Annotated in this window: 12 protein-coding genes; 7 read left to right on the top strand and 5 right to left on the bottom strand. The window is 50.8% G+C overall.

Annotated features, from left to right (window positions below; translation table 11 throughout):
- Positions 1-5 precede the first annotated feature (5 nt).
- The 6 genes from clpP to Q4579_RS12940 all read left to right on the top strand — a co-directional run bounded on the left by clpP (position 6) and on the right by Q4579_RS12940 (position 7,550).
- Positions 6-629, top strand: coding sequence for an ATP-dependent Clp endopeptidase proteolytic subunit ClpP (gene clpP / locus Q4579_RS12965; RefSeq protein WP_303564799.1), 624 nt, complete (start codon positions 6-8; stop codon positions 627-629).
- Between the two features lie 118 nt (positions 630-747).
- A complete protein-coding gene (clpX, locus tag Q4579_RS12960) occupies positions 748-2,028 on the top strand; it encodes an ATP-dependent protease ATP-binding subunit ClpX (protein WP_211647438.1) in 1,281 nt (426 codons plus the stop codon).
- Between the two features lie 138 nt (positions 2,029-2,166).
- Complete coding sequence (lon, locus tag Q4579_RS12955) at positions 2,167-4,539, top strand: endopeptidase La (RefSeq protein ID WP_303564796.1); 2,373 nt, start codon at positions 2,167-2,169, stop codon at positions 4,537-4,539.
- A 235-nt stretch (positions 4,540-4,774) separates the two neighbouring features.
- Positions 4,775-5,047: a nucleoid-associated protein HU-beta gene (gene hupB / locus Q4579_RS12950; protein ID WP_027252850.1), complete on the top strand. Its 273-nt coding sequence runs from the start codon at positions 4,775-4,777 to the stop codon at positions 5,045-5,047.
- A gap of 191 nt (positions 5,048-5,238) precedes the next feature.
- Positions 5,239-7,131, top strand: coding sequence for a peptidylprolyl isomerase (gene ppiD, locus Q4579_RS12945; RefSeq protein ID WP_303564794.1), 1,893 nt, complete (start codon positions 5,239-5,241; stop codon positions 7,129-7,131).
- 158 nt (positions 7,132-7,289) lie between these two features.
- The gene (locus Q4579_RS12940) at positions 7,290-7,550 is read left to right on the top strand and encodes a helix-hairpin-helix domain-containing protein (RefSeq protein WP_303564876.1); all 261 of its coding nucleotides are present in this window, start codon (positions 7,290-7,292) and stop codon (positions 7,548-7,550) included.
- 54 nt (positions 7,551-7,604) lie between these two features.
- Here the strand turns inward: Q4579_RS12940 and rrtA are convergent, their stop codons facing one another.
- The gene (rrtA, locus tag Q4579_RS12935) at positions 7,605-8,180 is read right to left on the bottom strand and encodes a rhombosortase (RefSeq protein WP_303564793.1); all 576 of its coding nucleotides are present in this window, start codon (positions 8,178-8,180) and stop codon (positions 7,605-7,607) included.
- 10 nt (positions 8,181-8,190) lie between these two features.
- On the opposite strand from rrtA, the gene Q4579_RS12930 reads away from it, so the two are divergent.
- Positions 8,191-8,820: a tRNA-uridine aminocarboxypropyltransferase gene (locus Q4579_RS12930; RefSeq protein ID WP_303564792.1), complete on the top strand. Its 630-nt coding sequence runs from the start codon at positions 8,191-8,193 to the stop codon at positions 8,818-8,820.
- Between the two features lie 8 nt (positions 8,821-8,828).
- On the opposite strand, the gene Q4579_RS12925 is transcribed toward Q4579_RS12930, so the two are convergent.
- The 4 genes from Q4579_RS12925 to Q4579_RS12910 all read right to left on the bottom strand — a co-directional run bounded on the left by Q4579_RS12925 (position 8,829) and on the right by Q4579_RS12910 (position 14,278).
- Positions 8,829-10,196, bottom strand: a complete 1,368-nt coding sequence (locus Q4579_RS12925; protein WP_303564791.1) for an anti-phage deoxyguanosine triphosphatase — start codon at positions 10,194-10,196, stop codon at positions 8,829-8,831.
- Positions 10,196-10,780: a 5'-deoxynucleotidase gene (gene yfbR / locus Q4579_RS12920; protein WP_211647444.1), complete on the bottom strand. Its 585-nt coding sequence runs from the start codon at positions 10,778-10,780 to the stop codon at positions 10,196-10,198. Before yfbR ends, Q4579_RS12925 begins: the two co-directional genes overlap by 1 nt.
- A gap of 104 nt (positions 10,781-10,884) precedes the next feature.
- Positions 10,885-12,099 carry a pyridoxal phosphate-dependent aminotransferase gene (locus Q4579_RS12915; RefSeq protein ID WP_211647445.1) on the bottom strand — a complete coding sequence of 405 codons (1,215 nt, stop codon included), beginning with the start codon at positions 12,097-12,099 and terminating at the stop codon, positions 10,885-10,887.
- Between the two features lie 304 nt (positions 12,100-12,403).
- Entirely contained in the window at positions 12,404-14,278 is a 1,875-nt protein-coding gene (locus tag Q4579_RS12910; RefSeq protein WP_303564789.1) for an MFS transporter, read from the bottom strand.
- Positions 14,279-14,284: the final 6 nt, after the last annotated feature.

The raw sequence follows: 14,284 nt of genomic DNA, 5'->3' as shown, positions 1-14,284 counted from the left end.
AGGTTATGAGCTACCAAGATAATAATGCCATGTCGCCAATCATGAATGCGCTGGTTCCTATGGTGGTCGAGCAGACCTCTCGTGGTGAACGTTCCTACGACATCTATTCCCGGCTATTGAAAGAGCGTGTGATCTTCCTGACTGGTCAGGTTGAGGATCAGATGGCGAATCTGGTTGTGGCACAGCTGTTGTTCCTTGAATCAGAAAACCCTGACAAAGATATTTTCCTGTACATTAACTCACCGGGCGGTTCTGTGACGGCAGGGATGTCGATTTATGACACCATGCAGCACATCAAACCTGATGTCAGCACCTTCTGTATGGGACAGGCCTGTTCCATGGGTGCCTTCCTGCTGGCTGGTGGTGCAAAAGGAAAACGTTTCTGCCTGCCAAATTCCCGGGTGATGATTCATCAGCCTTTGGGTGGCTTCCAGGGTCAGGCGTCTGATATTCAGATTCATGCGCAGGAAATTCTGACGATTAAACAGCGTTTGAATAATCTGCTGGCTGAACATACGGGACAGCCGCTGGAAATTGTTGAAAGAGATACGGACCGGGACAACTTTATGTCCGCTGAACAGGCGGCAGAGTATGGTCTGGTTGATGCCGTTTTGAATAAGCGTGACTAACGAGTCAGGATGATGCACAGTGTCCGTGTTGAGTGGGCAAGGTGACAGCAAAATGACGAGAGTTGTTATACACTCAAAACTAGGCAAAGATGGGTGAAACCCAAAATGAGGTTAGCGAATGACAGATAAGCGAAAAGAGAGTGGTAGTGGAAAACTGCTGTACTGCTCTTTCTGCGGTAAAAGTCAGCATGAAGTTCGCAAGCTGATTGCTGGCCCTTCTGTGTATATTTGCGATGAGTGCGTTGACCTGTGTAACGACATTATTCGTGAAGAAATCAAAGAAGTTATGCCAAAGCGCGATGGGAGTGAACTGCCAACGCCAAGAGAGATCCGCACGCATTTAGATGATTATGTCATCGGCCAGGATCACGCGAAAAAAGTTCTGGCTGTAGCTGTCTACAACCATTACAAGCGTCTGCGCAATGGGGATACCACCAGTGATGGTGTTGAACTGGGCAAAAGTAACATCCTGCTGATCGGCCCGACAGGGAGTGGTAAAACGTTGCTGGCTGAAACGCTGGCGCGGATGCTGGATGTGCCATTTACGATGGCAGATGCAACCACATTGACCGAAGCGGGTTATGTTGGTGAAGATGTCGAGAACATTATCCAGAAGCTGTTGCAAAAATGTGATTATGATGTCGCAAAAGCAGAGCGCGGTATTGTCTACATCGATGAAATCGACAAGATTTCCCGCAAATCCGACAACCCTTCAATTACCCGTGATGTCTCCGGGGAAGGGGTTCAGCAGGCATTGCTGAAGCTGATCGAAGGGACTGTTGCATCGGTACCGCCTCAGGGTGGACGTAAGCATCCTCAGCAGGAATTCCTTCAGGTCGATACGTCGAAAATCCTGTTTATCTGCGGTGGTGCTTTTGCGGGTCTGGATAAAGTGGTTGAGCAGCGTGTTGCAACCAGCTCAGGCATTGGCTTCGGTGCGGAAGTCCGCTCAAAAGACAAACGCAGTACGCTCAGTGATCTGTTCGAGAAAGTTGAGCCGGAAGATCTGGTGAAATATGGCCTGATTCCTGAGTTCATCGGTCGTCTGCCTGTGACTGCTATTCTGAGCGAGCTGGATGAAGCTGCGCTGGTTCAAATTCTGCGTGAGCCGAAGAATGCGCTGACCAAGCAGTATGCAGCTTTACTGGAACTGGAAAATGTTGAACTGGAATTCCGTGACGACGCACTGCAGGCGATTGCCCGCAAAGCGATGGAACGTAAAACCGGTGCGCGGGGTCTGCGCTCGATTGTTGAAGCAGTATTGCTGGATACCATGTACGAACTGCCATCGGCTGAAGGTGTGAGTAAAGTGGTGATCGATGAATCAGTGATCAAAGGCGAATCTGAGCCGTTGCTGATTTACGAGAACACTGAAAGCCAAGCCGCTGGCGGCGAGTAAGCGGTTGCTAAATGTACAGTTTGAATAAATAAAGGAGGCTTTGGCCTCCTTTTTGATTTTCTGGCAAATCGGCCGTTGAATCTTTGTATTCTGCCCCCATATACTCATGAAAAGAGACTGAACGGAAGAGAGAACAATATGAACCTGGAGCGTTCGGAACGCCTTGCCATTCCCGTTCTGCCACTGCGTGACGTGGTGGTCTACCCTCATATGGTTATTCCATTGTTTGTAGGCCGGGATAAATCGATTCGTTGCCTTGAAACCGCAATGGATAACGATAAACAAATTTTGTTAGTGGCCCAAAAAGAAGCGGCGACTGACGAACCCACTGTTGACGATCTCTATGATGTCGGCACCGTTGCCACGATTCTGCAATTGCTGAAACTACCGGACGGTACAGTCAAAGTTCTGGTTGAGGGGCAGCAGCGTGCCAGCATTCACAAGTTGGCGGATGATGATTTCTTCAGTGCTGAAGCCGAGTTTCTGGTCACGCCAGAAATGGATGAGCGTGAGCAGGAAGTACTCGTTCGTACCGCAATCAGCCAGTTCGAAGGCTTTATCAAGCTGAACAAAAAGATTCCGCCAGAGGTGCTGACCTCCTTAAACGGAATTGATGAAGCTGCGCGTTTGGCAGACACCATTGCAGCGCATATGCCGCTGAAGTTGGGTGACAAACAAAAAGTGCTGGAAATTGTGGATATCACGGAGCGTCTTGAGTTCCTGATGGCCATGATGGAATCTGAGATTGACCTGCTGCAGGTGGAAAAACGCATCCGCGGCCGTGTGAAGAAACAGATGGAGAAAAGCCAGCGCGAGTATTACCTCAACGAGCAGATGAAAGCCATCCAGAAAGAACTGGGTGAGCTGGACGATGCGCCGGATGAATTCGAATCGTTGAAGAAGAAAATCGACGAATCGAAAATGCCTGCGGAAGCCCGTGAGAAAACAGAGCAGGAACTGCAAAAGCTGAAGATGATGTCGCCGATGTCAGCCGAAGCAACTGTGGTTCGTGGTTATATTGACTGGATGCTGAGTGTGCCATGGCACAAGCGGACCAAGGTCAAAAAAGATCTGTCCAAAGCCGAAGAGATCCTGAACGCTGACCACTATGGTCTGGAGCGGGTCAAAGACCGCATTCTGGAATATTTAGCGGTACAAAGCCGAATCAACAAACTGAAAGGTCCGATCCTGTGTCTGGTGGGACCTCCGGGTGTCGGTAAAACCTCGCTCGGTCAGTCGATTGCAGCAGCTACGGGCCGTAAGTATGTGCGGATGGCGCTGGGTGGCGTGCGTGATGAAGCGGAAATCCGTGGTCATCGCCGGACCTATATCGGTTCCATGCCGGGCAAATTGATCCAGAAAATGTCAAAAGTGGGCGTGAAAAACCCATTGTTCCTGCTGGATGAGATCGACAAGATGTCGTCCGACATGCGGGGCGACCCGGCGTCAGCACTGCTGGAAGTGCTGGACCCGGAACAGAACAATGCATTCAACGATCATTATCTGGAAGTCGATTACGATCTGTCGGATGTGATGTTTGTGGCAACGTCGAACTCTATGAACATTCCAGGTCCGTTGCTGGACCGGATGGAAGTGATTCGTTTATCGGGCTACACCGAAGACGAGAAACTGAATATCGCTAAGCGTCATTTGCTTGAAAAACAAGTGAAGCGCAATGGCCTGAAAACAGGTGAAGTTGACATTGATGATTCAGCCATTATTGGCATTATCCGTTACTACACCCGTGAAGCTGGCGTCCGGAGTCTGGAGCGTGAAATTTCCAAGCTATGCCGCAAAGCAGTAAAAGAAATTCTGCTTAACCCGGATGTGAAGAAAGTGACCATCAATCAGGCAAACCTGAAACAGTATCTGGGCGTACAGCGTTTCGACTACGGTAAAGCTGAAGAGAGCAACCGGATTGGTCAGGTAACCGGATTGGCCTGGACGGAAGTGGGTGGCGATTTGTTAACCATTGAAACCGAGTCAATGCCAGGTAAAGGTAAACTGTCTTTCACCGGCTCTCTGGGCGATGTGATGCAGGAATCCATCCAGGCGGCGATGACGGTTGTCCGTACCCGTGCCGAGAAGCTGGGGATTAACAACGATTTCTATGAAAAGCGTGACATTCATGTTCACGTCCCTGAAGGTGCAACACCGAAAGATGGCCCAAGTGCGGGTATCGCGATGTGCACCGCGCTGGTGTCCAGTCTGACAGGGAATCCGGTTCGCAGTGATGTGGCCATGACGGGGGAAATTACCCTGCGTGGTGAGGTTCTGCCGATTGGTGGCCTGAAAGAGAAATTGCTGGCAGCGCATCGGGGGGGCATTAAAACGGTGCTGATCCCGAAAGAGAACGAACGCGATCTGGAAGAGATTCCAGACAACGTGATTGCCGATCTGGAAGTGCGTCCGGTTCGCTGGATAGACGATGTGCTGCGTATTGCGCTGGAAAATAATCCGACCGGGATTGAGCTGGTCAACGCGCAAAACAGTGATATGCAGCAAAATTAGCACATGAAAGAGGCTGACAGTGACCGAAATCGCTTGTCAGCCAATTTCTGTCTGGCTATAAGTGAGGTCTAATTTTCCGCAAGCTCAATAATAATAAGGCTTGCAGACTTGTTCAGTGTCGAAAAGGCCTGATAAATTAGACCTGATACAACTTTTTGATTGTCCTTTGCCGTCACAGCGTAAAGTTAGATTATGCTGTTGTCAGGAAGACAATGTTCATAGAGGGGAAGAAATCGTGAACAAAACTCAGTTGGTTGATAAAATCGCCGAAGGTGCTGATATTTCTAAAGCATCTGCTGGCCGTGCGCTGGACGCTTTCATTGAGGCTGTATCTGAGTCTCTGAAAGAAGGTGACCAGGTTGCACTGGTTGGTTTTGGTACTTTCTCTGTTCGTGAGCGTGCTGCCCGTACTGGCCGTAACCCACAAACGGGTGAAGAAATCCAAATCGCAGCGGCTCGAGTACCAGGTTTCAAACCAGGTAAAGCGCTGAAAGATTCTGTCAACTAAGTCTGGCTTTGCCAGCAGTTGTAAGGAACAAAACCTTACGCTGAGTGTCATACCATGGCATTTTTGCGTAATATGAGAGCGCATCTTCATGATGCGCTTTTTTTACTTTGTATCAGGTAATGAATGTCGGTTCTGAAGGGCCGGATTCAGCAGTTATTGCCAGCTCGAACAACTAGGAGATACGGCACGTTATGATGGAGCGGATGCGCGAAGGCGTGAGCAGCATTTGGGTGAAGATTATTCTCGCCTTAATCATATTATCTTTTGTCTTAACCGGTGTCGGCGGTTATCTGGCAAGTTCTGACCAGCCAGCTGCGGCAAAGATTGATGGCGAAGAAATCAGCCAGGCTCAGTTCGAGCAGGCTTATCAGAACGAACGTAACCGAATGCAGTCTCAGCTGGGGGACTACTTTACGACGCTGATGGGGGATCCGGGCTATGTGCAGCAGTTCCGTCGCAGTGTCCTGGATCGGCTGGTCAATGATGCCCTGATTGAGCAACGTGCGAATGCGCTGGGCTTGCGTATCAGTGATGACCAAGTGAAGCAGGCGATTCGTGCAATGCCTGAATTCCAGCGCGACGGTCAGTTTGACAATGATGCTTATAATGCAATTCTGCGTCGTTCTCGCTTTACCCCTGATCAGTTCGCTGAGTATATGCGCACCGATCTGCTGCGTCAGCAATTGCTGACGGCGATTCAGAGCAGTGATTTTGCGTTGAGTCATGAAGTTGCACAACTTCAGCAACTGGAACAACAGCAGCGTGAAGTCCGCAGCCTGACTCTGGATCTTGAGACGTTTAAAAAAGGTGCTGAGATCTCTGAAGAAGACAGCCTGGCCTATTACGAGGAGCATGCTGAGCAGTTTATGCGCCCGGAGCAGGTCAAAGTCTCTTATATCGAGTTGTCGGCTGACACCTTGAAGCAGACAATTGAAGTGAATGAGGAAGCGCTGGAGACTTTTTATCAGGAGAGTCTGGCGAAGTATACCACTCCAGAACAGCGTCGTGTGCGTCTCATTCTGATTCAGGGCGATGATGCGCAGGCGAAGGAAAAGGCTGATGCAATTCTGGCTGAGCTGAAAGACGGTGCCGATTTTGCGACGCTGGCGCAAACCAAGTCGGAAGATACATTCAGTGCCAAGCAAGGCGGGGATCTGGGTTGGTACGATCGTGGTGTGATGGACGCACCATTGGATGAAGCCCTTTTTGCACTGAAGAATAAGGGGGATATCTCAGATGTAGTAAAGTCTGAATTGGGATATCACATTATTCAACTGGAAGATGTCAAAGCCCCTCATGCGAAACCGCTGGCAGACGTTCGAGATGAGCTTTTGGCCGATTTGCGTGATCAGAATACAGCTGAAGCATTCTACAATTTGAAAGCAAAGCTGGATAAAATTGCTTTTGATGAGTCTAAATCGCTGGAACCTGCAGCCAAGGCCATCAATGGCAAGGTACAAACCACAGATTTCTTCTCACTGGAAGAGGCTGACGGTGTGCTGGCAACCCCAGCGGTTCTTCAGGCGTTGAACTCGCCGGAAGTCCGTGATGACTCGCATAACTCCGAGCTCATTGATTTAGGTGCTGAGCATGTGATTGTGGTGCGTGTGGACGATTACCGTCCGGAAGAATTATTGGCATTTGAAGATGTGTCGGATCAGGTGCATGAGATTCTGGCTGCAGAGCGTGGCGAAGCCGCTGCAGAAAAGCTGGCTGATGACATGCTGGTTGCACTACGTAAAGGCGACCATACGCTGCTGGAAAACAATGATCTGAGCTTCTCTGAGCCGGAAAAACTGAGCCGCCGCGGGAATGATCCCGTACTGGTCGAGAAAGCATTTTCAATGCCGAAACCAGACGCCGGTCAAACCGTGTTTGATATGACGCATGATCAGCAAGGCAATGTTGTGATTATTGCGCTTGATAAAGTAACAGAGCCTGAGCTGGATGCGGTGAAGGCAAATGATCCGCTGGCTGACCAACTGGCGCAAATGAATGCACAACAGGATGTCATGGCATTGCTGGATGTGCTGCGTGCAGATGCGAAAGTGACTTATTCGGTTTCGGGCGAAACTGCACAGTAAATGTAATTAATAAATCAGTTAACGGGCCGCCTTGTGCGGCCCGTCGTTTTTTCTGCGGAAGGAATTCTGACGGCATTTTAATGCTTTTCAATTTCATTATTCTTCTTGCAACTGTTAACAAGGAAGGAGAAAAAATGAAAAGTTCGATTGCTTTACTGATGCTGGCAGCGAGTATGGTCGTGCCGGGCATCGCCGATGCGACCACGGAGCATGAAGGCATTGAAATCGTTGTCAATATCAATACAGCCAATGTTGAAGAGCTGGATAAATTGTTACTGGGTGTCGGGCCAGATAAGGCTCAGAGCATTGTGGCTTTTCGTGAGGCACACGGGAATTTTTCGACCATTGAAGATTTGAGTAAAGTGAAGGGCATTGGCGCTTCCACGGTCGAAAAAAACAGAGCCAGAATCCAGCTCTAAAGGCGAAAGCCAACCCACTATCTTGTCAGGGGCGCATGAGTGCCCCTTTCAAATTCATGCCCGGCGATTCGAGACTCCCAGCGCCGTGGTTACTTTGGTAACGGCCAGCAGCGCACCGCCCAGCGCACCAGCCAGGTGGGCTTCTACCGCAACGTGAGCTTCAATCAGCGCGGCTGTCTCTGCAGATCCCCCAACAGACACATCCCAGGTCACTTTGAGCACACCGGCGGCCAGCAGGAGTTTCCCGCCTTTGCGGTGCAGCCGGATATCCTGACAGGTCCCCCAGATAAAGAGTCCATGCAACACACCGGACAAGCCTGCGTAAATATCCATCTCCGTGAGAAATAAAGCCAGTCCGACCATGAGGCTCAGCAAGAAGAGCAGAAGACTCAATCGGAAGGCGTTGAGATCAAACCGGAATAAGTAACAGAGAATGATGAGCCCGGACAGATTCATCGCGAGATGCGGCCAATTGGTGTGCGTCAGATTTCCTGTTAGGATCCGCCACCATTGTCCGGTAAGCATCGCTTGCCGATCCCAAATCATCAGGTCATGAATTGGGGCAAATTGTGCGACAATGCTAAGCAGGCAGACAACCAGCAAAGATAGAAACAATGATCGTGAAAACAAGGGCACCTCAATGAGCCGCTATTGTGAGCGTTGCGGCAAAGCCGTGAAAGCCTGTATCTGCCAATGGGTTGAGCAGGTTGATGCTAAAACTGAACTCTGGATATTGCAACATCCGACGGAGGTGAAGCAACCCTTGGGCACTGCCCGGATCCTGACCCTTGCTTTACCCAATGCCCGGTTGTGGGTGGGGGAGAACTTCAGCCATGATGAAACGCTGAATGCTTTGCTGTCAGATCCGAACCGTCGGGTGGCGGTGCTCTACCCGGGTGAGCAGGCATCGCCACTCAGTCAGTCCGCTTCAGAGCAGAGCCACCATCCAATCACGACTCTGATCCTGCTCGATGGCACCTGGAAAAAAGCCTATAAAATGTGGCAGTTGTCTGAAAACTTGCATGCTTTGCCTTGTGTTCGGCTGGAAGATACAGACCCGGGGAACTACAGAATCCGAAAATCCCCCAAAGCTACGGGCTTGTCTACCGTCGAGGCTGCTTATCATGCACTGACTCAGCTGGAAGGTGACCAGACTGATTTTCAGCCATTGCTTGTGCCTTTCAACCGAATGATCGATTTTCAGATCAGCCAGATGCCGCCCGGTGTTTATGAACGGCATTATGGCCGGAAATCAACGCCTGAATCCTGAACACAGGCTCAGACGTTTGGCCCGAGGTGCCACTCATGGGCCGGATGGAACAAGTTGCCGTAGAAGCGCTGTGCAAAGCCATCGGTCATCCCGGCAATGTAGTCGGCAATCACCCGCTGCTCATTTTCACCCTGATGGATCGCTGCCCGCCACCGGTCTTGGGTGCCGGCCGGGAGTAATCGCTCCGGATCAGAGGCGAGGGCATCGAACATTTCCATGATAATTTGCTGCCCTTTGTATTCCAGAAGCTGAATGTCCGGTTTGTGAACCACATACTCACTGACAAATTGTTTCAGCACCGTCAGCACTTTTTCCATCGGCTCTGAAAGGTAGGCGTTCCACTTCAGCAAGGGCTCCTGAAAGCTGGGTTCTCCTTCCGCCGTTGTCGGGGCAATCTCAATGGCTGTGATCAGCGCATTGACCAGAGCGCCGATCGCATCTTTCCGCTGGTGATGATCGGCAAACAGTTGGGCACTGAGCCAGTCAATGCGTTCGCTGAGCCACGGCTCACCGCAGTCGGCAAGGTGACTTGCAGCAGCGTCTTCCCATTGCTTTTGGGTCACGATCCCCATCACGATGGCATCTTCGAGATCGTGGACCCCATAGGCAATGTCATCTGCCAGTTCCATGATGGAGCAATCCAGCGACTTAAACCGCGTTTTCAGGTGCTGAGACGCTGTTTGACGTGTCTCGCGCATGGTTGTGCGCAGCTGCTGACTGTCGGTGTCAGAAAGCACAGCAAGCACCCAGTCAAAGGTTTCCAGATCATCCCGGTACAGCCCTTTGGCTGGATGCCAGTCTTTGGCCCTTAAATGCCTGAACTGACTGATCTCCGGTGGCAGTTCTGTGGCCCGGGTATCGCTGAGAAAAGCCGGATATTTCAGCAAGCCAAGCAGTGTGCGACGCGACAGGTTCATGCCGAAGTTTTCGGTATACGGTTCAAGGAGGGTCACGATTCGGAACGTCTGGGCATTGCCTTCAAAGCCCCCGTGATCACGCATCATGTAGTTCAGCGCGACTTCGCCGCCGTGACCAAAGGGCGGATGGCCGATATCGTGTGCCAGACACAGGCTTTCCATCAGGCTGTTGGAAGGCAGTAAAGGGCGAAACTCAGGTTGTTTGATCTTCAGTTGCGCCACAATGCCGGTGCCAATCTGCGACGCTTCAAGCGAATGGGTCAGACGGGTGCGATAAAAATCGTGGTGGCCAGCACCATGGACCTGCGTTTTTGCCTGCAGGCGCCGAAATGCAGCGGAATGCAGGATTCTTGCCCGGTCCCGCTGATAAGGGGTGCGGTGATCCTGTCGCCGCTCTTTCTGTTCCTGGCTCTTTCGGGTTTGCCAGATTTTGGCGATGGGTTCAAACTTGTCGGGCATCAGCTGATTTCATCCAAAGTCAGGTTAAAGCTGGTGGCAAAAGTGGTCAGGAAATAATCCATTTCCGGCGTTTTTCGTGCTTCGAGTGTTTCTTCTAAGCGCTTCTTTGCCTGTGTAAATTCATGATTGCCAGCACTGAGCTCCTCTAGACATTTCAGATAAGCGCATAGGGTATCGGCTTGTTTGACGATCTGATAGTCCGACTGGTTAATCTGCTCACTCACCAGTAAAGGGGCATAGTCTTCCTGAAATTCTTCCGGCAGCATGGCAATCAACCGGTGTTCGGCGGCACGTTCGATCTTCTTGTATTCTTCGGCAATGGCCGGGTTGAAATATTTGACGGGGGTCGGCATATCGCCGGTCAGGACTTCGCTGGCATCATGAAACATCGCCAGCAGCGCAATCCGCTCCGGGTTCAATTGTCCGTTGAAGTGCCTGTTTTTGATTAAAGAGAGCGCATGGGCGACGAAAGCAACCTGAAGGCTGTGCTCCGAGACATTTTCACTGGCAACGCAGCGCATCAGCGGCCAGCGCTGGATGAGCTTCATTCGTGCCAGATGTGCAAAAAAGTGGCTGGTTTTCATAAGGCTTCCAATTCATCGGTATCTTTTTAAAGCTATCAGATTTTCAGCTGCCTAGAAAACAACAAAGCCCCGAATGTCGGGGCTTGATGGAGAAGTCTGTGAGTTTACTGCCGATAGCTGTGCAGGAAGCGTTCCAGCCGGCTGATAGCCATTTCCAGATCATCGACTCTGGGCAAGGTCACAATTCGGAAGTGGTCCGGCTTTTTCCAGTTGAACCCGGTGCCATGTACCAGCAGTACTTTTTCCTGCTGCAGGAAATCCAGCACCATTTTCTGGTCGTCGACAATATTGAATTTCTTCTGATCCAGTTTCGGGAACAGGTACAGTGCGCCTTTGGGTTTCACGCACGACACGCCTGGAATCTGGGTGAGCATGTCGTAAGCCTTGTTCCGTTGCTCCAGCAAGCGACCACCCGGTAGAATCAGCTCATTGATGCTCTGATAGCCTCCCAGTGCAGTTTGCACGGCATGCTGCATGGGGACGTTTGCACACAGGCGCATGGATGCCAGCATGTCCAGACCTTCGATATAGCGTTTTGCCAGATGACGCGGACCGGACAACAGCATCCAGCCGGCACGGAAACCACACACGCGATAAGACTTGGACAGGCCGTTGAACGTCACGACAAAAACATCTTCCGCCAGGGGAGCAACGGAAGTGTGCTGAGCACCGTCATACAGAATTTTGTCGTAAATCTCGTCTGCAAAAATAATCAGTTTGTGCTGACGGGCAATTTCAATCACTTCCAGCAGAAAATCCCGGCTGTAGACAGCACCGGTCGGGTTGTTTGGATTAATCAGAACGATCCCACGGGTTTTCGGCGTAATTTTACTGCGAATGTCGTCCAGATCCGGATACCAGTCTGATTCTTCATCACAGATGTAGTGCACGGGGTTGCCACCGGAAAGGGAAATCGCTGCCGTCCAGAGCGGATAGTCTGGTGCGGGCACCAGGATCTCATCCGAGTTATCCAGCAGCGCCTGCATCGCCATGACAATCAGTTCTGACACGCCGTTACCGATATAGACATCTTCAACATCAATATCGAGCAGGCCGCGCTTTTGATAGTACTGCACAACTGCTTTCCGGGCTGAATAAATGCCCTTCGAGTCACAGTAGCCTTGTGACGTCGGCAGATTTCGAATCACGTCCACCAGGATTTCATCCGGTGCATCAAAACCGAACGGGGCAGGGTTACCGATATTGAGTTTCAGAATTTTGTGGCCTTCTTCTTCCATGCGCTTGGCATGTTTCAGAACGGGACCCCTAATGTCATAACAAACATTGTTGAGCTTGGTTGACATCCCGATGTTGTGCATGTGGTCATCCTGCAAAAAGTGAACAATTCCGACAAATTACACCAAAACCGAGCTGTAAATAAAGACTAAACAGGAAAAAATTATGTCGATTGGCTTTATTGATGTCTTTTGCAGGATAAAAAACTGAAAGTGTGAAACTTGGAACATGCCGGGAATTCAAGGAAATATCACGCTGAGATTGGGAATAGACCAGGCATTAACTTTGATATTATTAGGTATTTCGGGATAAATGACTATGAAAGTGCGGGTAAAAAGAGAGGGAACGGAAAGCGCGATAGATTGCGCTTTCCGTTTTTCCAGACGATCAGCGCGCTTCTCCCCGCAATGCCATGACGGTTTCACGGAGGTTGCCGCTGGTGGCTTCCTGCGCATTAACAGGCTCGCCGGCAACGATGGTGACACGTGACCAGAATCGCTTCGGCCATTTGACCAGCGCTTTCCCGCCTTCACGACTGAAATAACTCCCCCACAGGCCCTGAAGTGCCATTGGAATGACAGGCGCAGGGGAGCGCCGCAGGATCAGATCAATGCCGCGCATGAAGGGGCCAATCTCACCGTCGTGGGTCAGTTTGCCTTCCGGGAAGATACACACCAGCTCCCCCTGAGAAAGATAGTACTCGACTTCTTCAAAGGCCTTCTGGATGGAGCGTCGGTCTTTTGCGGCAATCGGAATGACTTTACAGGCGCTGCAAAAGGTCTTAATCAGCGGCATCTTAAAAATCGCTTCATCCATAATAAAGCGGATTGGGCGCGGACAGGCACCAGCCAGTAACAGGGCATCCATATAGCTGACATGGTTACAGACAATCAATGCCCCGCCTTCTTTGGGAATATGCTCCAGTTGGCGATGGCTGACGCGGTACATGGTGTGACTGACAATCCACACCAGAAAACGCCAGAAAAAGTCCGGTGCCTGCAGGTAGATATAAACCAACACCAGTAGATTCATACCGGCCAGGAACAGGAAGAAATATGGGATGGACAGTGAAAGCACGGACAGGAAAACAATGGCTGTGATCGCACTGCAAACCATGAAAATCGCATTCCAGATGTTGTTCGCAGCAATCACCTGAGCCCGCTCTTCCGGCGCTGCACGGTTTTGCATCATGGCGTACAGAGGCACAATGTAAATCCCGCCGGATACGCCCAGCATGGTGAGCGAAAAGAACACACGCAGTAAATCCGGCTGGGTCAGAAAGGCCCACAATGAGTCAGACATCGGCGCAATATCCGGTGTGGCTAAGGCCAGATCGGCACCGAAAATCGTGATCCCCAGACAGCCCAGCGGAACAATGCCTGGCTCAATCCGGTGGCCAGACAAGCGATCACACAAGAGCGAGCCGATGGCAATTCCGATAGAAAATAGCGTCAGCAGTACGGAAACCGCCGCCGCATTACCACCCAGATGCAGTTTGGCAAAGTTGGGGAACTGGGTCAGATAGCTGGCGCCGAGGAACCAGAACCAACTGATCCCAAGTACACATTGCAGCACCAGTTTGTCTTTCGCCGCAATTGAAAGTGTTTTTTTGGTCTGGCGAATGGGTTGCCAGCGAAATGGTGCTGGTGTGCCGCTGGGTTTCGCATCCGGGATAAAGCGTGAACTGAAGTATCCGAGTACTGCAAAGGAAACCACGGCGACCGCCGCAATGATTCTGGCTTGTTCCTGATTGGCAATGATACCGGCAAGCAGTGTCCCCAGCAGAATGGCCAGAAATGTCCCGGTTTCCACCAGTGCATTGCCGGAAACCAATTCTTCTTTTTTCAGGTGCTGAGGCAGCAGGGCATATTTGGCCGGACCAAAGAAGGCAGACTGTGCACCCATCAGAAAAAGCAGCAGGAGCAGAACGAGATAATTTTCTGCCCAAAATGCGATGGCAGCCATCGACATAATCAGGATTTCTGCCAGTTTGACTTTTCGCATGATGAAGGCTTTGTCGTAGGTATCTGCCAGCACCCCTGCGGTGGCCGAGAAGAGAAAGAAGGGCAGAATGAATATACCGGCAGCAAGATTAATCGCGAAATCTGATTCAAACGGTAAAGCGTTCGGTGCAGCAAAGGCAATGAGAATCAGCAAGACATTTTTATAGATATTGTCGTTGAATGCCCCCAGTGCTTGCGTCAGAAAATAAGGGAAAAAACGGCGCTTTGATAGCAGCGCAGCCTGAGACTGACTGACCATGTTCCT

Source organism: Photobacterium sp. 1_MG-2023 (assembly GCF_030547945.1).
Taxonomy (GTDB): domain Bacteria; phylum Pseudomonadota; class Gammaproteobacteria; order Enterobacterales; family Vibrionaceae; genus Photobacterium.
This window is presented reverse-complemented; position numbering and strand designations above follow the sequence as displayed.